Genomic DNA, 20,409 nt, shown 5'->3' with positions numbered 1-20,409 from the left:
GATCAAATTTAAAACTAAATGGCTTTTTTATTCGGTAAGGCCGTGCCTGGGTTTTCTCCACTCCCATGGCGGTGTCGGTTTAGCATCGTGCCATAAGCCGATCTTGTTCTTTCTGGCGTTTATTTCCAATTGGGCATAAAGTGGATCAGTAGAGTATTTCTTAAAATGCCAAGCCATGCCCTGCTTAATCATTTCCTGATTTACAATTTGTTTTTTGCTGTTTTGTACCACTGCGATTAATCTTTTATAACGATCGTATTTTTGACCGAAAATTGTAACCTTTTGCCCGAAACATAAATCAGACAAAGCTTTTTTTGCATGGTTACCAAAGGGTTGAGCACCTCTTTTTTCTGGACAATCTATATGGGCCAAACGGATTTTGATGGGATTATTTTTATACAAAACCTCCATGGTATCACCATCCAATATGCGAATTACCTTGGCACTGAATGTCTGATTTTTTAAGTTAACCTGGACCGCTTGATCAATCTCTTTCTTACACAATACAGGCGTAAAAAAGAGAAATAAAACCAGCGGTATTATTTTTCCCATCCACATAAAGTTTTGCCATCTTTCTTGGCCTTATCTAATGTTGTTTCTAAAATTTTATATTGGCAATTGCTTAAGCCACGACAACTAGATTTATAATGATATTTTTTAGCGCCTTCGCTGTTGCAAACATAAACGGTTTTAGTTTCTTTACAGGTAGCACTGATAAGGAAAAGGAATAATAAAGAGAGGGTTTTCATTTGGGATGAGATTATTTTTAAAATAGATTTTTGTACTGATTTTTATTAAAGTAACTGTATTTTTCTTAAATGTATTTCCATTTGTTTTTGTATTGTTTTGTCATAATCAGATTCTGAATCATTTGATTTTCCAATTAACACTAATAATTCAAGAAGAAGGAGAAAAATAAACCATATTAAATATACTACACCTGCAATTATTGAATTTCTAATTATGCTGAACATAATTGTCAATTCATCTAAGAAACCCACTTTACTTTGAACTTCTTTTTCTAGATTCGCTTTTACATTTAACAGCATAGTTTCTTTAGAACCCTTTTGCACATTCAGCTCTTTAAGTTGATTATATATTTCTGGAAGTTGCTGTGTCTTAGGATTTGGAATAACTCTTACATTAGTGGAAGTTGTTCTTTTTAGGACTGTATTTGTAGTTGATCTTTTAAGGCTATCTGTAGTCTGCTTAGTTACGGGAATCATGTTTGACGATGTTTCGATAATACTTATGTTCGGATTTTTATTAATATCTTCGATAAGTATTTTACGTTCATTTTCCTTCATTCTTATAGCGTCATTGAATGCAGAGATCTGATTTGTTATTTCTTTTGTCTTGGTTGACATAAGCGAATTAACTTTTTGCTGATTTATAGCGATTTTTGTTTTATCAATATCATCTTTAAAAATCAATTGATCTATTATTAATGAACCGATGATCGCCATTAGTATTGCCAACCCGATACGGGTTGCTTTAAGTATGTTGTTCGTTTTATCAATTAACAGAATCTGCCTTTCAATTTGAAGAATGATAAGAACGGAAATAATTGAGCCTAAAATACTTCCAGATACTCCTAATTTAATATAACGTGAACAAAAACAGAATCCAACAAAGGACCAAACAACTGAAATGATTAGTAGCGCAGCAGTGTATTTTTTTACCTTTCGAATTGATACTTCGCTACAATTACTTAAGATATAATAGTTATAACCCGTTAAAAAGCAACTTATTTTAAGCCACCAAATTTGAAATGCTCTCATCTAAAATCTTTTTAAAATACTATAATGTGAAATTGCCGAAAGTCCATTCATAAATCCTCTGGTATAGCTTATAATCATACCTCGACTATCACCGACGTTCTTTTGATGTTCTATTTCCATTTCAAAAACTTTTTGAATATGACTTTCAGCGATGCTTCTTTTCATTTTTAATTCATCAACAATATCTACCATTCCATTTCGTGATCTACTATCAATGTGAAAATCAATCTCCTTAATAAAATCCTCATAAAAGGTTTTAACTCTTCTAATAGTCTCTCTAGTTGATTGTTTAAAGCGTCCACATTCTGATTTAGATGCTTGACGTCAGGATTCATTAAGGCATCTTCATAACCCTTTGTTTCATGATTTTTATCTAGGAAATCAAAAAGCGACTCAATAGTGCTTTCGGGCTTCTTTATTTTTGATTCATTGTTTTCACCAAATGAGCCTACTTCTTTTTCAATAAACACATTTTCTGGAATGTCAATCTTAGTTAATTGATTGGTTGCATCTGAAGCTTGGAATTGATTTGAAGGCATATTTTTTGCCTTGTCGTTACTGAAAATTTTAAACATAAATTACAGGTACTTTAAATTTGGAATGGCCACGTTGATGGCATGAATTGCAAAGAGTAATCAATATCTTATCCGGATATTCCCATGGTGCACAGAATTTTTTTAATTCTTTTATGAACCTATACTGTCTATGATGAACTTCTAAATCATTATTGTTTTCGCAAATAACACATTGATTGTTATCTCTCATTAATATAATTGCTCTCTTATCTTTCCATCTTTTGTCAAATAATAATGCACCATAAGATCCATGTTGTTCAGGGGCATTAATGATAATTGCTTTCGAATTAGTTTCGTTATTAGTAAATCTTCTATAGAGAGCCATATTTTTGGTAATAAGTTGATGATATTCTAGAGATGGTTTTCTCATTTCCAAAATGCGGGATTGCCTTACCGGAACTACTAACCAGGAGGCAACCCCTACATTTTTCTGAGAGCTGAGCGCTAACGGTGATTGCGTTTAATATTGATCGATGGATTGATGCAATTGGCTTCGGAAATTGTAGAGCTCGTCTAAGTTATTGAGCTGTATTTTTTCTCCTGCATCTTTTCCATTGGCAAAAGTTTCTAGGTATTTATTTGCAGTATTGAAATTAAATCTGCAGATCGGTTTGCGATTATTATCATCGAGGAGTACACCGAAATAAGATTGTGTATCTCTTGGCGCAATGCGATGAGATGGAATTTTTTCTCGCAAAATGGCTTTCACAATTTGGAAGGCTTCCAGTTCCTCATCAGTTGTAATAATTTTGGACACTTCGTTGTCTATAATTGGGCTTGATTTTGAATCGTCTATTTTCTCAATTTTTTCGTTAATATTTAACGCGGATTTTAAGCGATCGCTAATGGATTCGTTAATGGAAATGGCCAGTGCTTTTCGCGAATATTCTTTAAAAGCCAACATTCGGTTTGCTGTTAAGGGCTTATCAAAAAAACGGTTCACCAATAATTTTACCAGCTCATCAGAAGGATTATCAACTTCTTTTTCGAATTCTTTTCTAATGGCTTTTATGTATTTTAAACCTTCAGCCGAATCTAAAATGGTTTCTAGGTTATATTCGGTTTTGGTAAAACTTTCTAAAATCTTAATCGCATTGTCTTTCAGGTCTTCAATATCAATGGTTAAGAAAGGTTTCTCGTCCATGATGTTTGGCTTTTCCAAATCTGTATAAAAGTTATAAACCGTACCATTGGTAAGTACGCCGAATCTTGCTTTTGATACATGATAATATCTGTGCAACTGAGAATTGTGTGCATCGGCATTCTCTTTCCAATGTTTGCATTCGAAGATCAGAATCGGCTCGTTGTTTTTACGGATTACGTAATCTACCTTTTCGCCTTTTTTGGTGCCGATATCGCAGATGTGCTCTGGAATAACTTCAGTTGGGTTAAAAATATCATAACCCAAAATTTGGATGAACGGCATTACGAAAGCGTTCTTTGTGGCCTCTTCGGTATTAATCTGATCTTTCAATCCGACTACCCGCTGGTGAAGTTGTTCTAACTTTAGTTTAAGATCCATAGCCTGTAAATAAATAGAGTGGTTTGTTACTCAAAAGTATACAGGTGCTGTTTGCTTTTATTACGGGAAACCGTAAACGAAAATTTATTTTATCGGCCCTTCAGATTTTTCCTTTTTCCACAGATTACCATCTAAGCGCTTAATGGAATAAAATTTTCGGGTTACGCCCACTTTCATTGTTGCGGTATCAAGATCATTGTACCAAACATAAAGGATTGTGTCTTTACCTATTTTTACCCACCAAAATGTTTTGCCGTAACGCTGAGTGGTGTAAACTTCGGAAATTGTTCCACCTATTTCTTTGGTGTTAAATCCAGGCTTCATTAGCTGGAAGGTTTTTACATTTTGTTTTTGTGCACGGGCACTCCCGAGTGCGAAAAAGAATAAAATTACGGTTAAAGTATTTTTCATATATAGCAATTAGGCTATACATGCTAGAGATGTGGACTAGGGAAAATATGGATTATTACTTTTTCAGAAACCAAAAAGCATGTTCAATATCACGAGGATATGGGAATTAATACATTAAGGTTTCTGTTTCCAAAAATAAGAGCATATAAATTCCTACCCTTACGGTTGTCCGTAAAATGGTTTAAAAGAAGTTTTGTTAAATAATTTGCCGATCCTTACAATAAGCAATCAGTTGCTCGTTGTTGGAAATGTTCAACACCGTTTTTATAGTGTTTAAACGTTTTTCGATGCTGCTTAAACCAGATGGTTTGATGTTGTTTTTTTGTAGATAAAATGGAATATCTTTTTGAGGTGTTCCTTTTGTAAGCAAAGAAATAATCGTTTTATCGAATGAAGAAAACTCAAAGGGTGTTTCTTCCTTTACAGCCTGTTTAAGATTCGGAGAAAGATATTTCCGGTTTTTATAAATGGTTTCTATGGCAATTTTTAAGTCTTTGGCATCGCCACGGGCTTTTGGTACAAATGCATCAATCTCGAGATCTTCCATTAATGCTTTAGCTACATGGGATCTGTTCTCTATTGAAAATATTAGGATCTTTAAGTCTGGCTGAATCAGCTTAACCGCTTTTATAAGTGTTGCGCCATCGGAAATTTCCTGTGGCCTGTCGTGCTCAAAAGAAAGGTCGGTAATTAGTAATTCATACGGTTTCTCTTCTCGCAATGCTTTTTTAATCCGTCCTAGGGCATCGTCACAATAAAAAACATAATTGCTATGATCGTGAACAATATTTATATCTGATAAGGTTTTTTGAACAGAGATGCTAACGCTTTCGTGATCTTCGGCAATTAATATTTTTTTAAACATATTCATGTAATTAAGAAATCGGGAATGAGATTAAAATTTTCAAACCCTTTTCAGCTTTTGTATCAAAGGTAATTGTGCCCCGAATATGATCTATACGGTTTCCCGTACTACTTAGTCCGTTTCCGTACTGAAACTGATCTGAAATGCCAATTCCATTATCGGAATAATTAATATTGATATTGCCATTTTTTTGTTCAAAGTGTAATGCAACCTGATTTGCCTCGCTGTGTTTCATCATGTTGGTCATCAGTTCTTGCAAAATGCAGGAGACCTCAGATTTTGTAATGCTTGAAACAGCTGTCCAGATGCTTTCATGGTTTCCCTCAATATCAACTTCAACCTTTTCAGAAGAGTAGGCTTTTAGCATCTGATTAAGTTGTTGAGCAAAATTTTCCTCATCTATGTCATTTCTTTCGTAAGAGATATTTCGCGAAATGTCATATAAAACTTCAAGCTTATCCAGCAGTTTTTCTTTGTCCAGATGAGGTGTATTTTCCACTTCAGACATTACATGGTAAACTTTATTGGCAACTCGATCGTGCACCTTTTTTACATACTTAAGTTCAGTATTTTTAACTTCTAGTTCTCTTTCATTTTTTAATATTTCTTTCCTTTTCCTGTGCCAAAAATAAGCGGAAATTAAAATCACACCTAAAACACCAAGCCCAATATTTTTAACTAAAATATCTTTTTGTTTTTCTATGTTTTCAGCTTGGGCTTTTAAAAAGTCGCCCTTATTTTTCTCACTTTCGTACCGAATAATGGCATATTGGTTTTTTTCCGAATTTCTAACCGTTTGCAAACTGTCTGATAAGTTTTGATAACGTTCGAAGTATTTCTTCGCCAAAACGGGAGAACTTAGTTTGATAAGTTTTTGAAGTGCCTCTAATTGATCATCTGGACTAGCGAGCGTCTGCGCTACATGGTACATCTTAGAAGCATAATATAGCGCAGAATCTGGAACTCTGCCGGAATAATAATCGGCAAGATGAGCATAGCTGGCATTCTGCCCCCATTCATCATTTTCCTTTACGCGAATCTGAAGAGCTCTTAAAAATTTTGGTAGGGCGTTATATTTAGGATTTTGAAGCCACTGTGTTTTGGCGATGTTGGATAATATTCTGGCATATTCTACGGTATTTGCATTTTTTTTTGAAATGATTCGATTATAGATGAGCAAGGCTTCATTATATTTTCCGGCATTTCGGTATACAAGTGCTTTATTATTCAGTATGGTAAGCCTAAAAACATCGTCTGCCGAAAAGTAAAGTGCCTTTTCAAAATAAGTTAATGCAATTTTATAGTTTTTTAGATAGTAATTGGTTAATCCGAGCTCATTGTAAGTTGAGGATAAACAATCAAAATTTGATGTTTTTTGTTCGTTTAAAAATCTTAAAGAAAGAATTAAGCTCTCCTGGCTTCCAAAGTAATCGCTTGATTCGGTTTGAATGGTGGCCATAAATGTATAGGCTTGAGCAACCATAAGACTGTCTACACTGTTTGTGGCGACTTTGTTAAAATGAAAAAAGGCAGAATCATTATCTTTATACATTAAAGACTTAGCCTTTTCAAAATCTAAATCTTTTATGGTTAGATTATTAAGTTTCTTTTCTTGGCAAGCCAAATAGAAAAGGCAGAATGCGAGAATTGCTATTATATTTTTCAAGGAGAGCGGATATTTCCTCAAATATAAAAAAAGAGGCTGTAACAATATGATCTATTTCTCAGCTTTAAGTTTGCCGAAAGCCTTAAATAATAAGGCATTCCGACAAGCTTGACATGAAATTTTTAGATCTTTGTTACAGCCTCAAAAATTCAGCTTATGGTTTTATTGGCGGTTTAACAGGTGGCACGTGGCCTCCTTCTCCGCCCGTGTCATCGCCTCCTGGAGGCGTATCGCCAGGGTCTTCATCGCCGTAAGCGCTTACTGTTGTTCCGTTGTTGTGATTACAATTGGTATTTGTATTTGATGGGCTTGCCAACCCTAATAATATGGCAATGAATAATGGAATAAACATGATTCAAAAATTTTAGAAAATGAGATACTAGTGGCTCCCTGCGACCATTCGCAGGGTTCACCACAATTGAGTATCAGAAGGCCTTCTGAAAATTTTTGGGAAGTGTTTTGAGTTTCAATCGCGGGAGCTTATAACTGCTTCCCAAACCGGTTATTAACTACCACGATTTCGGCTCTTTTTAGAAATCGGGTTTATATAAAGTCCAATTAGCTTGAAGGACTTGCGTTGATTTCTGAAACAAATGTATAGGGGTAAAAAGCTAATCTTCAAAGGATTCCGTTTATTCCGTTCGAATTCCGATTATGCAGTAAAAATTCCGAAAATTCCGTTTATTTGCATCTGTTAATGCTCCCTATATGATAGAAAACTATACGAAGAAAGTATTTGAGGATTATAAAAAAAGACTAAAAGAGAAAACGATTTCTTCAAATCTGGTCGACCCAACTCCTGCTGGTTTAAGAGATGAATGCCTTAGAGTTTATACAGAAAAGAAATTTCCAACGGAGGATCCTACGTTGAGATCCTTTTTTGGTCCATTGAACAATGACTTAAATTATACAGAGCGTATCCAAAATTTTGATATTGATAAATTTCGACCGCTCATGAAATTTATGAATGGAGAAACTATAAAACCAAACAAAAGAATTGTTGAGCTTTTGGAGTGGCTAATGAAAGTTAAAGGTAAAAATGATGTAGTAGATATACCTAAAAAATATAATAAAGCCCTAATGGCATTTGTTGCTTCCTTAGTTGTTGCCACTGGATCTTATATCTTCTACAAGAAAAACAACCAATGCATGTATTGGAATAAAGATCATTATGAATCCATCGCTTGTGATGAGAAGAATGGCGATGCCGCAATTATTGCTTTGGATGATTTTAAAATATCAAATCTAAAAAAAATCACAAAGCCTGATACCCTTACGAGAAATGCTTTAGGTAAGGTCTGGTATGTGAAAGTAAAGGTTGACAGTGCAGAATTTTATACTTCAAATGGAGAATATCCTTTGGATACAAAAAAGATGCTCATGCCACTTACAGATTACATTTTAACAAAGTATGTTTTAAGTAAACAGAAACACTAAAACATTAATGCCTAGCCTCCGTAAAATACAGTCTTATCCTATGAGTAGGAATATGAGTAAGCGCACCTTCTTGTTTGTAATAATTTGATAGCGCTGTGTAAAGCGAAACATCTAACTGACCGCTAATCATCCAGGTATCTGATCGGTTTAGGCCACCGGGTTCTTCAATTTTGGCAAGTGCAGATAAATCGCCTTTGGCCATTCCGGCACCATAGCGCTCTGTTAAAAAATTGTATAGCGAGTTGTATTTAAAAATTAAGGCCTTATCAAATGTTAGGGGTTTTACATTGTGATCTGTTTTTTCGAAATTTCTTACATCCCATTCGTAAGCAATCCTGCGGATAATCGAATCTTTTTCGCTGAAGGTATATTCGATAATTAAATCAGGTATATTTTTTTCAGGACGAATGTATCGAATGGGAACAGCCATGCCTCCAGGCACAATAATGTCTTCATCAGAAGTGTAAACTTTAGCTTTCATTTTTTGTTCCAGTTTTATAGCCGCACTCATCTTTTTGCCGATTAATTCAGGATGAATGCTTTGCGAAAACGAGGACGTGCCGGTAAGAACCAAAATGGCGAATAAAAAAAATAGGCGATCGCTCATAGCGGTAGGATGATTAAAATAGATTTAAATAGGTGGAGATTTGGGTTCTAAATTAAGGATATGAATAGAATTTCGAGCAAAATCTGTTATGTTTTATTTTAAACCTTATGGGAATATAAACATTAAATATATTGAAGTAAAAAAACTGTACTACTCACCATGATTATTCCCTTGGACTGATCTAATTTTGTAATTCAATTAAATAGTAGAAATCATGAAATTAACAAACAATAAAATTTTAATAACTGGCGGTGCAACTGGAATTGGGCTAGGGCTTACCGAAAGATTTATTCAGGAAAATAATACCGTAATTATCTGTGGCAGAAGAGCATCAGCTTTAAAAGCGGTATCTGATCGATTTCCAACGGTAATTACCCGAGTATGCGATTTGGCCATCGAAACCGAAAGAATTGAATTGTACAATTGGATTGCAGAAAATCATAGTGATTTAAATGTGCTCGTAAATAATGCGGGGATTCAAAACTGGATGAATGTTTCGGATGAAGATTTTTATGCAAAAGCCAATACCGAAGTTTCAATTAATGTTTTGGCGCCCATTCATCTGGCCTCGCTTTTTAGTGGATTACCATCCTTAACAACCATTATGAATGTGAGTTCTGGCCTTGCCTTTATTCCATTGTCAAAAATTGCGGTGTATTCGGCTACAAAAGCTTTTCTTCGTTCGTTTACGCTTTCTTTGCGTCATCAGTTAAAAGACAGCAAGATTGAGGTAGTCGAAATTATTCCACCGGCTTTAAATACCGATCTTGGCGCACAGGGTTTGCATAGCGAATACCCGCCGGTAAGCGAATTTATCGCATCAATATTTAAACAGCTTGAAGACGGAAAGATAGAATTAACTTTTGGTACAAGTGAAACCAGAACACAGGCAAATAACGAAGTAATCAAGGATTATTTCAACATGATGAATCCGGGTTAAGATCATATTTTCTTGCTTCGATAATCCACCTGTAATGATTGGGGAGGAATTAGAATGATTTTTTGATATTAAATCGAGGGTTTTTACCTCTTTTAAGAGTGAAAACCCCATTTAATTTTACTTACATTTGAAGGTTTTAATCCCGCATTATAGAATGATTTTACCCGAAAAACCAGCAAATGAAATTGAAAGACTCAAATCTATTGAATCTTATCATATTGAAAGCTGGGGTTCGGATAAAGATTTTGATGAATTAACCATGCTTGCGGCTGAAATCTGCCAAACGCCAATTGCATTGGTAACCATCTTGGGCGAGAATAAACAATGGTTTAAATCTAGCTTTGGTACAGATTTGAAGGAAAGTTCGAGAGAGGTTGCCTTTTGCTCACATGCCATTCTCGATGATCGGGAAATAATGATAGTTAAGGATGCCCGAAAAGACGAACGCTTTGTAAACAATCCTTTGGTTACCGGCGACACGCGGATTGTTTTTTACGCAGGTGTGCCATTGGTTAACCCCGAGGGTTATGCTTTGGGTACCATTTGTGTAATCGATCACGAAGAAAAAGAGCTGAGTAAAAACCAGCTTAATGCATTACGTATTTTAGGTAAGCAGGCCTTGCATCAAATAGAGCTTCGCCGAAAATTAAAGGAACTCGAAACGGCCAATACGGCCTTGGTAGAAGCCAATACTTTTATCGAAAAATTTGCGCACCGTGTGGCTCACGATATTAAAAATCCGTTAACGAGCATCATTATGTCGGCCGATTCGATTCAGAAAAAGTTCCAGTCTGAAGGCGATGAACGTTCGGTTAGATTAATCAATATTGCACTTCGATCGGCAAAAAACTTGGTTACCTATGTAGATAATATGCTGGATTATTCAAAAAAACCATCATCACTGCTTTCGGCACACGAGACTTTTGAACTGCATGAGCTTTTCGAAAAAATTGTTCCGATGCTGAATGCACCACAAGAATGTAAAATCAGTTTATCAAATTCTGCTCAAATTAAAAGTTCACGGATAGCACTCGAACAGATTTTGCTGAATTTATTTAGCAATGCCATCCGTTATAACAATAAAAGCCAGCCCGAAATACACTTGGGCTTTAAAGAAGATCAGCATCAATATTACTTTTCGGTAAGCGATAATGGGAGAGGAATAGAAAAGGACCTGTTAGAGCGAATTTTTGAAGAGGGCTTTACTTCTGCGGAAAAAGATCGTTTTGGAAAAAAAGGCAACGGTTTAGGTCTTGATGCGGTAAGCAGTTTGGTAAAAAAAATGCAGGGAAAAATTCATGCCTTTTCCGAAATTGAAAAAGGAACAACCATCTCCTTTTCTCTCCCAAGATAATTCAAAACTCTCTATTTAACAGCTTTTTACGGAAAAAGTAAGAGCAATTTGGAATACCAAAAACATATTTGAAATTAACGTGTTCAGTTTCGTAAAAGCACTGATCATGATTGCATTTATACTCGCCACTCCTAACCTAAAGCTCAAAAATAAGCCTGCCTTGCCAGATGAAACTTTGCTTGCCGAAGGTTTGGTTTCGGGCAGCTTCGATGCATTTAATCAGCTGTATAAAATGTATGCACCATCGCTTTTGGGTATTATCCATAAAATAGTACAGCAACAGGAAACAGCCGAAGATTTGCTTCAAGATACTTTTATTAAAATAAGAAAGTATGCCTCGAGTTACGATCCTGCCAAGTCTAGAATTTTTACGTGGATTAGTCGGATTGCCAAAAATACGGCACTTGATCATCTCCGTTTAAAGATTAATAAAGATGGGGCAAAAAATATCTCTTTGGATGTTGTTTCGGCAGAACTTGATACAAATTATACAAATACATTTAATCCAGAAGTTATTGGACTAAAAACACTTTTCAGTTCGCTTAATTGCAAGCAGAGAGAAATTATCGATCTGATTTATTATAAAGGTTACACGCATGAAGAAGTTGCAGAAAAACTGAACATGCCCGTTGGAACCGTAAAAACGCGAATTAGAACATCGATTCAAAAATTAAGAATGAGTTTTAATTGATTTTTAATTCAATCTAAAAATAAAGCTTTTTAAATCTGATGAACTTAATGCAGGCTTGAAAAGGTGCGCACCGCCCAAATGGCAACAACTGCAAAGGCGATACAAATTAATATGATGAGCAGGGTTTTCTTTTTCCGTTTGGCAGAAACTTCCGCTTCGATGAGCTTATCCATTTAAATATTTTACACAAGCCTTTACAAGAGAAATGCCATTGTTAATTATTTGAAAATCAAATAATTATAATTTTATTTAAAACAAAAAATGCCCGATATCGAACGTTTTGTTTGGTATCGGGCAATAAAAATGAAAGCACAAAAGAATGCACTTCATTTGTAGAAATCGGGCTACAATGGTTACTTTTATTAAAATGCTTAAATATTACAAATACCCTTTAAAGGTTTGGACCTTGGTTTTGGCCGGAAGTATGCCCTTATTCTATCTGCTTAAATATATTTTTTCGAATACGCAGTTAGAAGATTTTCTGTTTGAATTAACTTATTTAAATGTGTTGATTGGTTATTTGGGAAGTTTATTGGTTTGTATGCCCTTTTGGTTAATATTTTGGATCATTTACGTACAATTGATCAAATCAGGAACACAAAAAACAAAGGCTTATCTATTCGTAATTTCTCAGGTTCTTTGGTGGCTTCCTTTTTACCTAATCTGCTTTGTATTTAAGCTTTTTTCCGGTGATGATTTCTTGCTCACCTTTGCACCGCATGCCATTATTCTGGCTGTTGCAGTACTTATATTTAAAACAGAGCAAGGTTAATTATCCGTTACTGGCCTGTATAATAAAGAAGATATTTAGGCTGATGTAAGCAATTAACATAACCAAGGCAAAAACTTTATCAAATTTATTAGCTTGTTCAGCTTTCCCTTTTTTAATCATCCGCAAAGAAAATGCAGTCGAAATAATGACCACCAAAATAAAGATTAGGGTTATTCCATGTAAGGTATCTACAAGTGTAAAAGTGGTCGATTCTGGTAACGAGCCATCGATAATATATTTATTTCCAATTACGGCGAATAGAGAACCTACGCTTAAGCCAAAACGAGAATCGATACTATCTGCATGAATGTAGAAGCACATAAAGGCAATTAAAAAAGCCACATACATGCCCAAAAACATTTTCCAGAAAAGACCCATAGCATCTCTACTTAGCGAAACCCTAACTTTAAAATTGCTGTATTCTGTATGAGGTTTTATGGTTTCATCGCCAAATGCGGTTTCGTAAATTTTGGTTCCGGCAGAAATATTTAAGCTATCGATATTCCATCCTCGCAAGGTAAAACGGTGATCATACTGTTTGCCTACCGTATCTGGAACGAAAACAAATGCATCAGAATCGAATTGCGAATTTTCTATCGAGAGGCGAAGTTTCTGTTTATCAAAAGGGAAATTATCAATAGCCCAAGAATCTTTCATTACACATTGCAGTTTCATCAATAAGTAAACCTGGTTTCCGCTGGTATCAATAGTAGAGAAGGATTTGGTAACCGTTTTGGCCTGTGGAATCTCCAGATTTTCAACAAAATTAAAATCCCTGTTCTTGTATTTTAACCAAAGCCAAAAATCTACCGTATATTCCTTTTCCTTAAAATCAATATCGTGAATGCTGGTTACGTAAATTCCGGCTTTTACTTTTTCCGAAGTGCTTTTTTGAGCAAAACTGCTGCTGGAAAAAAATATTGCTAGTACTATAAGTTGTAAAAAGATTATGGTGGAATTTTTCAATTTTTTTGAGGCTTAAAGGTGATTCTGCTTAAAGATATAAAATATTTGTTTGCGATAATTATTTCAAAATTCATTCCGTTCTGGTTCGCATTTTTGCAAATTTTATTTTATCATTGAATTATGAAAAATTACGCTACTCTATTGTTATTAATCTTACTTTCATTAGGATTAAAGGCACAAAATTCGGTAAATACGGCATGGGAAAGTTTCTTTAAAAACGATCGAAAAACCGCCAGAGCATCCTTTATTGAGCTTGCTAAAAATCCTGAAACAGCCAAAGAATCTTATCTGGCATTAAGTTTAATGTCTGAATTTGATCAGTCTGGAGATCAAAGTTTCGAATACTTCAAAAAATTCTTCGATTTATCTGATAACCCTGAGCCTTATCTTTTGGCCATGTGGCGAAGCTACGCCCTGAGTTACAGCTCTAGTGTTGAAAGCCAAAAGCACCTCGATTTTTATAATGCCTTATTGAAGAAGAAATTCGATGGAACCGTGTATGCCCTGGCAAATTCTAGCATTGGCGGTTATTACGAGGCAAAGAAAAAATACGATTTAGCCGATAAAGCTTATGCCCAGATTGGGAGTCTGGATAATTGGCTAATTACCGGAGAATTCGAAAACATCTCCACCAGCGGTTTTGATAAAACCTACGATGTACTAAATAAGCCTGAAGCGGACGCTACTTTTGTGGGCAAGAAAAGCCAAAAATTTGGTTGGAGAAAAGTGCCTTTTACAAAACACAGCAAATGGTTCGATTTTGAATATTATAGCAATTACAGCAATTCGGTAATTTTTGCGCAAAACTTTGTTAAGGCGCCTGCAGATGTGACTGCCCAGCTGCGGATTGGTGTTTCTGGATCTGTTAAGGTTTGGGTAAATGATCAATTGGTCATTACGCAAGCCGATGAGCGAAATAACGATTTAGATTCTTACATCAGTACCATAAAATTAAATGCCGGTTACAATAGAGTGCTGGTTCAAATTGGCGAAAGCTATGCAAACCGCTCCAATTTTTTAGTTCGTTTAACGGATGAAAACGGAAAGATTTTGGATGGCATTACATCAACCAATGATCCGCAGGTTTATACAAAAGAAACTGCTTTTAAACCCGCAAATGAAAAGTTGCCTTCTATTACTTTTTTCGAAAATCAGATTGCAAAAAACCCGGAGAGTTATTTAAATAAAATTCTTTTGGCTAAACTTTATCTGCGTAACGACAACGCTTTTGAAGCCCGTAAAATTTTAGAAAAATTAAAGGATAAGTTTCCAGAAAGTACCCTTTTAAATAATTTGTACATCGAACTTTTTGATAAGGAACAAAACAGAACAGGTGCAGAAACCTTGCAGGAAACGATTAAAACTGCAGATCCAGAATCGCCATATGCTTTAAGTTTAATCTACAACGATTTTATCAACCAACAGGATTTTAACAATGCCGAGTTGGTTATGAAAAAGCTTGAGGCTATTTATGGCGAGAATGAAAACATTCTTGGAAAAAAAATTCAATTGGCAGGAAAGCGCAATAATCAGGAAGATATTATCGCCTTGGTTGATAAAGCCTTTGTACAGTTCCCAAATTCCAGCTCTGTTGTTTGGCTGAAATATCTATGCGAAAAAGAGATCAGAAAAAATTCCAGCGCAATAAACTATCTTAAAAAATATGTGGAGGAGCATGATAGCTACGAAATGTCTAAATACTTGGCTAAAGCATATTTTGATAAGAATCAGGTTCAGGAAGGCTTAGCCGTTTATCAGAAAGAAATTGCAAACGATCCAATTTCCGTTGGTATTTATGTCGATTTGGCCAATCAATATTATGCTTTGCAACAGTATGATAAAGCTGAAAAACTGTACTTGCAATGTCTGGAAATCGCCCCAAATTATAGCACGTATTTCGAGTCGCTAGGCAAGATTTATGAGATGGAGAAGCAAAAAGATAAATCGATAAAAGCTTATCAAAGATCTTTACAGTTAAGGCCAAATAATTATTCTGCGATACAGGCTTTGCGTAAAATAGAAGATAAAAAAGATGTTTTCGATTACTTTGAGCAGGCAGATGTTAAAGCGCTTGTGGCTAAGGCTCCAAAACTTGCCGATTACCCTGATGACCACATGGTGATTTTAAATGAGGAAGTACAAAAGGTGGTTTACGAAAATGGAGGCTCGGAAGAAAAACATTTTTACGTATCGAAAGTGCTTACGCAAAAAGGTTTAGAGAGCTTAAAAGACTATAACATTCCGTATTACAGCTCTCAGGATTACAATATTGAAATTGCCGAAGTGATTAAAGCCAATAGCACAAAAGTGCCTGCCGAGCAAAATGGAAGTCAGGTTATTTTTACCAATTTGGAGGTTGGCGATGTAATTAATCTGCGTTATAAGATTCAGAATTTTAATGATGGGAGTTTGGCCACCCATTTCTGGGATTCGTTTTACTTTACGCATGGTGTAAGTTATGTGAACACCAAATTTTCTTTATTGGTGCATAGAGATAAGCAATTTAAATACAAGTTTTCTCAAAAAGCAATCGAACCGATAAAAACGCAGCAGGATGAATTTGATTTATATGTTTGGAAGGCCGATAATCAGAAAGCATTAATTTATGAGGATAAAATGCCTCCAATGGATGATGTAACCAACATTCTATATCTTTCTTCTATCCCGAACTGGGAATTTGTTGCCGATTGGTATAACAACATCGCGACAGCAAAAGCAAGAAGCAGTTATGAAATTCAAACCGTTATTAATGATATTTTTAAGGATAAGGGAAATTTAGATGAGCTTGCAAAAATTAAGCTGATTTATAAATACATCACCTCGAATATTTCTTACAGCTCGGTTTCATTTAGACAAAGTGGAATTGTTCCTCAAAATCCGGCAACGGTAATTAACACCAGAATCGGCGATTGTAAAGATGTTTCAACCCTGTTTGTTACCATGTGTAAAGAGGCGGGAATTAATGCAGAACTGGCTCTTGTAAAAACCAGAGATAACGGGCAAAACACCATGCTTTTACCTAATATCGATTTTAACCACTGTATCGCAAAGGCGATTATTAATGGTAAAAGTTACTATGTAGAATTAACCTCCAATACTTTGCCATTTGGTACTTTTTACAATGGTTCATTAAACGAGCAGATTTTAGAAATCAACAATAAAACCAATGCCATTACTACTCTAAATCCAACTCAACGCCCTAAAAATGTATTGAATTACACTACATCGATTATTTTAAAGGGTAACGATATGCAAATTAAGGAAACGAATTTTTCTACAGGGGCGGTAGCAAGCAATACGAGGTCAGAATACAACGATTTATCGAATAAGGATCAGATTAAAAAGCTGAAGGAAAATTTGGCAACTGTATTTCCTGAAAATGATGTGTACGTATTAAAATTTACCAATTTGAGTCCAATTACGGCAACATCAGATACCTTAAAAGCTTATACTGAATATGCGCTAATGAAAACCTGCAAACCGGTTGCTGGCATGAGTGTGTTTGCTTTACCGTGGTCTATGTCTGCTTCGGCAAATCAGTTACAGGTTACACAGCCAAGGCTTTTCGGTATCGATTTAACACAGATGTTTTTAACTGAAAACTGCATTGAAGAAATTACCATGCAGTTACCAGAAGGAAAGAAATTGGTAGAAGCGTTAAAGCCAATTAACATTTCAAACGATTATGTAGATTATTCTTTAACCAGCAAAATGGTTGGTACCAAGATTGTGTTTACAAGAAAAATGACTTTAAAGAAAGATTATGTTCCTGCAGATAAAGCACAGGATTTTAAAGATGCTTACATTAAAGTTGTTGATGCTGATGAACAACAGCTTGCAGTAAAATAGGAAGAAATATAAAGACAGAAAAGGCTTCACAAAATTAATTGTGAAGCCTTTTCTTATTAAGATTAGTTGAATTATTTAGTTTCTACATAAGAAATTCCAGCATCAATATACTGGCCGCCTTGTTTCTGAGTACAGTGAATTGCAATTACATTTTTGCCATTCGCAATTAAAGCATTCTGACTTTCTTTAGAGATTTTAACCATCGAATAGTTAGAAGAGTAATTTGGAATTACAACCGCTTTTACGCCATTGATATAAACCTCAGCATCTTCATCATGATGGATATATAAAACCAAATCCTCACGATTAATCCCTTTTAAATCGCCCAAGGTAAACTCCTGGCGCAACCAGATGTCTGATGTATTCCAAACGGTTTTCACATTTGCTCCGGGAGTACCTTTTGTTCCGAAGCCAGCCAAACCAGATTTCCAGTTTTCATCTTTAAATGAAGCGGCCATCCATTCGCCATCAGGTTTTTCAAAAGAATATTTCCAGGTTCTGGCCACATCCTGAGAAGTTGGCAAAACATCCTTAATGTAAATGTTTGTCTTAATCGCTTTCTCGTTTGATGCTCTAATTTTATCAGCAGAACCTTTGATTACTTCTCTATCATATGTTAATAAGCCATTTAGCTCAACCTCAACATCGGTAATTTCTGTATAAACCGCGGCACTTAAGCCTTTGTTGGTTTTAAAAATGGCCAAATCCGTAGAGAAGTCGTCATACAGTTTCGTATAATCTTTTTCATTATCGATCATGATATAAGTTGGACCTGTTTTCCATGTATGTCCGGGAATGATGTAACCAATTCCACCATATTCGCCACAAGCTAAAGTTTGTACTGCACTCGTTGGAACTGCGGGCGGTGGATAACTGTGGATATCCAAAACATCGCCAACACCAAAATGCTCCCAACCACTGCCTTGGTTAATTAATCTCGTTGGATCTAATTTGCGAACCTGATCTACATAACCAGCCGTGTTGTGCTGTGCCTGGCCTTCGTTAAAAATTACCCAGCTAATGATGCTCGGCGAATTCCAGTGGCTTTCTACCAATCTTGTTAGTTCTGATGTAAATGCTTTTTTATCAATCGGAGGAACTTTTTCGGTATACGAATTTGGCGAAGGCATATCCTGCCAAACCATTAAGCCCAATTTATCTGCCCAATAATACCATCTATACGGCTCAACCTTGATGTGTTTACGCACCATATTGAAACCAAATTTTTTGGTCATCTCCAAATCGTATTTCAAAGCTTCATCAGTTGGAGCAGTATAACCACCATCTGGCCAAAAACCTTGATCTAGCGGACCAACTTGGAAAAGGAATTTATTGTTCAAAAACATTTTCTTGAAACCACCTTCTTCGCCGATAGAAATTTTTCTCATACCGAAGTAACTAGAAACTGCATCCAATTGCTGTGTTCCTTTTTTTAAGGTGATGGAAAGATCATAAAGGAAAGGACTGTCTGGCGACCAAAGTTTTGCATTGCTCACCGGAACAATAATTTCGGTATTTGCCTTGCCTACTTTAGTTTGAATGGTTTTATTGCCATCTTTTACTTTAATCTCCACATCTGCAGAAGATTTATCACCAGTATTAACAATTAGTTTAACAACTGATTTATCAATATCCGGAACAATTTTAATGTTGCTGATATTTGTTTTAGGAACAGGCTCTAACCAAACGGTTTGCCAAATTCCGGTAACAGAGGTATACATAATACCCTGTGGATTTAAGGTTTGCTTTCCTCTAGGAAAACCACCATTATCGGTTGGGTCAAAAACCCGAACAGCAATATCCTGCTCGCCGGCACCTTTAATAGATGAGGTTATATCATAGGTAAAAGGATCGTAACCACCTGTATGTATGCCTAAGCTTTTGCCGTTTATAAAAACCTCTGCTTCATAATCAACAGCACCAAAATGGATTAATACATTTTCACCTTTCCAGGTTGCTGGTACTTTAAACTTCCTCCGATACCAAATGCTTTCATGATGTTCCATAACACCAGATAGTGCGGATTCTACCGGAAAAGGAACAAGAATTGATCTGGATAAATTACCGCTTGGTAAGGCTTCGGTTTTGCTTGTTGCCGGCTGAAATTGCCAAACACCGTTTAGGTTCATCCATTTTTCTCTAACCAACTGCGGTCGAGGGTATTCGGGCAATACGCTTTCGGCTTTTACATCCTTAGCAAACTTGCTCATTAAAATAGCCTGTTTAGGTTGCCATTGCTGTGCGAAAAGAAATGCGGGACTCACAGCAAGAGCTAGAATTAGGAGATTTCTTAGCTTCATAAATTAATCTATTTGGTTTTTGTGTGTGTATTTAGTGCCGCTATTATAAGGATATAAAATCGTTTTAGTAAATCGGTACTTCAGATTTAGAATAGTAGTTTTTATAACTAAGATTTAAGAAGTTGCGATTAATTGTCGTATTGACAATTAATAAGGGTTTTTAGCGAAGAAATGTAAATCGGGCACCGTATGTAAAAAAATTGATACGAATTTTTTTGAGGTTAACAATTCTCTATTAAAGTCTCTTTTTCTCAATCGACCATTTATAATCGGAAATTGAAGCCAACAACAAACTCGAAGCACTTACTACAAAAACAGAATAATTAAATGGAGCTCGGTACCCAGCAAAAAATAACATGCTCAAAGCAAATATGAGCGTCAGCAAAAAACTGCCTATAGATGCCAGCCTGATTTTGTACCCAACAATTAAAAGTATAGCAAAAACAATTTCGCCGGCAGTAGCCAAAATGGCCATTACATTTGCAGCTGAAAGGCCAAGGTAAGGCATTAAAGAATTTGTATAATCTACAAATGTAGCCCAGTTTCCCCAGCCTACATTTGGAGCACCTGGGGCTCCAAGCCAGCCAAATCGATCCATAACAGGCAAAATAAAACCGATTCCTAAAGCTAAGCGAAGAAATAGTTGCGCAAATGGCGTAATGTTTTTCATGCG

At 35.6% G+C, this 20,409-nt stretch carries 22 protein-coding genes; 6 read left to right on the top strand and 16 right to left on the bottom strand.

Translation table 11 applies throughout. The annotated features are described in order from the left end of the window. Positions 1-27 precede the first annotated feature (27 nt). The 11 genes from DF947_RS05510 to DF947_RS05460 form a co-directional block, all read right to left on the bottom strand. Entirely contained in the window at positions 28-552 is a 525-nt protein-coding gene (locus DF947_RS05510) for a thermonuclease family protein (RefSeq protein WP_240615321.1), read from the bottom strand. Beyond that, positions 540-749 carry a hypothetical protein gene (locus tag DF947_RS05505; RefSeq protein WP_109928709.1) on the bottom strand — a complete coding sequence of 70 codons (210 nt, stop codon included), beginning with the start codon at positions 747-749 and terminating at the stop codon, positions 540-542. Before DF947_RS05505 ends, DF947_RS05510 begins: the two co-directional genes overlap by 13 nt. A 45-nt stretch (positions 750-794) precedes the next feature. Further along, positions 795-1,781 carry a DUF4407 domain-containing protein gene (locus DF947_RS05500; RefSeq protein ID WP_109928708.1) on the bottom strand — a complete coding sequence of 329 codons (987 nt, stop codon included), beginning with the start codon at positions 1,779-1,781 and terminating at the stop codon, positions 795-797. Further along, on the bottom strand, positions 1,782-1,946 hold the full coding sequence (locus DF947_RS22185) for a hypothetical protein (protein ID WP_158526233.1): 165 nt from the start codon (positions 1,944-1,946) through the stop codon (positions 1,782-1,784). 20 nt (positions 1,947-1,966) lie between these two features. Further along, entirely contained in the window at positions 1,967-2,356 is a 390-nt protein-coding gene (locus DF947_RS05490; protein WP_109928706.1) for a hypothetical protein, read from the bottom strand. Beyond that, complete coding sequence (locus tag DF947_RS05485; protein ID WP_205940744.1) at positions 2,349-2,726, bottom strand: HNH endonuclease; 378 nt, start codon at positions 2,724-2,726, stop codon at positions 2,349-2,351. The genes DF947_RS05490 and DF947_RS05485 overlap by 8 nt, the downstream gene beginning before the upstream one ends. 90 nt (positions 2,727-2,816) lie before the next feature. Continuing rightward, positions 2,817-3,878 carry a type I restriction endonuclease gene (locus DF947_RS05480; RefSeq protein ID WP_109928705.1) on the bottom strand — a complete coding sequence of 354 codons (1,062 nt, stop codon included), beginning with the start codon at positions 3,876-3,878 and terminating at the stop codon, positions 2,817-2,819. An 84-nt stretch (positions 3,879-3,962) separates the two neighbouring features. Then, positions 3,963-4,289, bottom strand: a complete 327-nt coding sequence (locus tag DF947_RS05475) for a hypothetical protein (protein WP_109928704.1) — start codon at positions 4,287-4,289, stop codon at positions 3,963-3,965. A gap of 196 nt (positions 4,290-4,485) precedes the next feature. Further along, positions 4,486-5,154: a response regulator gene (locus DF947_RS05470; RefSeq protein ID WP_109929192.1), complete on the bottom strand. Its 669-nt coding sequence runs from the start codon at positions 5,152-5,154 to the stop codon at positions 4,486-4,488. Positions 5,155-5,164: 10 nt separating this feature from the next. Further along, positions 5,165-6,820 (bottom strand): tetratricopeptide repeat-containing sensor histidine kinase, encoded by a 1,656-nt coding sequence (locus DF947_RS05465; protein WP_146202872.1) that lies wholly within the window; start codon positions 6,818-6,820, stop codon positions 5,165-5,167. Positions 6,821-6,974: 154 nt separating this feature from the next. Beyond that, positions 6,975-7,172 carry a hypothetical protein gene (locus tag DF947_RS05460; protein ID WP_109928702.1) on the bottom strand — a complete coding sequence of 66 codons (198 nt, stop codon included), beginning with the start codon at positions 7,170-7,172 and terminating at the stop codon, positions 6,975-6,977. A gap of 356 nt (positions 7,173-7,528) precedes the next feature. Here DF947_RS05460 and DF947_RS05455 point away from each other — a divergent pair, with 356 nt between their 5' ends. Next, positions 7,529-8,257 (top strand): hypothetical protein, encoded by a 729-nt coding sequence (locus tag DF947_RS05455; RefSeq protein WP_109928701.1) that lies wholly within the window; start codon positions 7,529-7,531, stop codon positions 8,255-8,257. 4 nt (positions 8,258-8,261) lie between these two features. Here the strand turns inward: DF947_RS05455 and DF947_RS05450 are convergent, their stop codons facing one another. Continuing rightward, complete coding sequence (locus DF947_RS05450; protein WP_109928700.1) at positions 8,262-8,864, bottom strand: hypothetical protein; 603 nt, start codon at positions 8,862-8,864, stop codon at positions 8,262-8,264. A 214-nt stretch (positions 8,865-9,078) separates the two neighbouring features. Here DF947_RS05450 and DF947_RS05445 point away from each other — a divergent pair, with 214 nt between their 5' ends. The 3 genes from DF947_RS05445 to DF947_RS05435 all read left to right on the top strand — a co-directional run bounded on the left by DF947_RS05445 (position 9,079) and on the right by DF947_RS05435 (position 11,849). Next, complete coding sequence (locus DF947_RS05445) at positions 9,079-9,804, top strand: SDR family oxidoreductase (RefSeq protein ID WP_109928699.1); 726 nt, start codon at positions 9,079-9,081, stop codon at positions 9,802-9,804. 127 nt (positions 9,805-9,931) lie between these two features. After that, positions 9,932-11,158 carry a GAF domain-containing sensor histidine kinase gene (locus DF947_RS05440; RefSeq protein ID WP_158526232.1) on the top strand — a complete coding sequence of 409 codons (1,227 nt, stop codon included), beginning with the start codon at positions 9,932-9,934 and terminating at the stop codon, positions 11,156-11,158. A 106-nt stretch (positions 11,159-11,264) separates the two neighbouring features. After that, positions 11,265-11,849 carry an RNA polymerase sigma factor gene (locus tag DF947_RS05435; RefSeq protein ID WP_109928697.1) on the top strand — a complete coding sequence of 195 codons (585 nt, stop codon included), beginning with the start codon at positions 11,265-11,267 and terminating at the stop codon, positions 11,847-11,849. A 44-nt stretch (positions 11,850-11,893) separates the two neighbouring features. Here the strand turns inward: DF947_RS05435 and DF947_RS22580 are convergent, their stop codons facing one another. Next, positions 11,894-12,022, bottom strand: coding sequence for a hypothetical protein (locus tag DF947_RS22580; protein ID WP_262510072.1), 129 nt, complete (start codon positions 12,020-12,022; stop codon positions 11,894-11,896). Between the two features lie 194 nt (positions 12,023-12,216). On the opposite strand from DF947_RS22580, the gene DF947_RS05430 reads away from it, so the two are divergent. Then, the gene (locus DF947_RS05430; protein ID WP_158526231.1) at positions 12,217-12,621 is read left to right on the top strand and encodes a hypothetical protein; all 405 of its coding nucleotides are present in this window, start codon (positions 12,217-12,219) and stop codon (positions 12,619-12,621) included. Here the strand turns inward: DF947_RS05430 and DF947_RS05425 are convergent, their stop codons facing one another. Then, the gene (locus DF947_RS05425) at positions 12,622-13,587 is read right to left on the bottom strand and encodes a ligand-gated ion channel (protein WP_109928695.1); all 966 of its coding nucleotides are present in this window, start codon (positions 13,585-13,587) and stop codon (positions 12,622-12,624) included. Between the two features lie 120 nt (positions 13,588-13,707). On the opposite strand from DF947_RS05425, the gene DF947_RS05420 reads away from it, so the two are divergent. After that, positions 13,708-17,436, top strand: coding sequence for a DUF3857 domain-containing protein (locus tag DF947_RS05420; protein ID WP_109928694.1), 3,729 nt, complete (start codon positions 13,708-13,710; stop codon positions 17,434-17,436). Positions 17,437-17,507: 71 nt separating this feature from the next. On the opposite strand, the gene DF947_RS05415 is transcribed toward DF947_RS05420, so the two are convergent. Continuing rightward, positions 17,508-19,736: a glycoside hydrolase family 2 protein gene (locus DF947_RS05415; protein ID WP_109928693.1), complete on the bottom strand. Its 2,229-nt coding sequence runs from the start codon at positions 19,734-19,736 to the stop codon at positions 17,508-17,510. Positions 19,737-19,971: 235 nt separating this feature from the next. Continuing rightward, positions 19,972-20,406 carry a DoxX family protein gene (locus DF947_RS05410; protein WP_109928692.1) on the bottom strand — a complete coding sequence of 145 codons (435 nt, stop codon included), beginning with the start codon at positions 20,404-20,406 and terminating at the stop codon, positions 19,972-19,974. Positions 20,407-20,409: the final 3 nt, after the last annotated feature.

Origin of the sequence: Pedobacter paludis, assembly GCF_003173575.1 — a bacterium.
In the GTDB taxonomy this organism is placed as follows: domain Bacteria; phylum Bacteroidota; class Bacteroidia; order Sphingobacteriales; family Sphingobacteriaceae; genus Pedobacter; species Pedobacter paludis.
The sequence above is the reverse complement of the archived record's forward strand: the minus strand, read 5'-3'. Positions and strand labels throughout refer to the sequence as shown.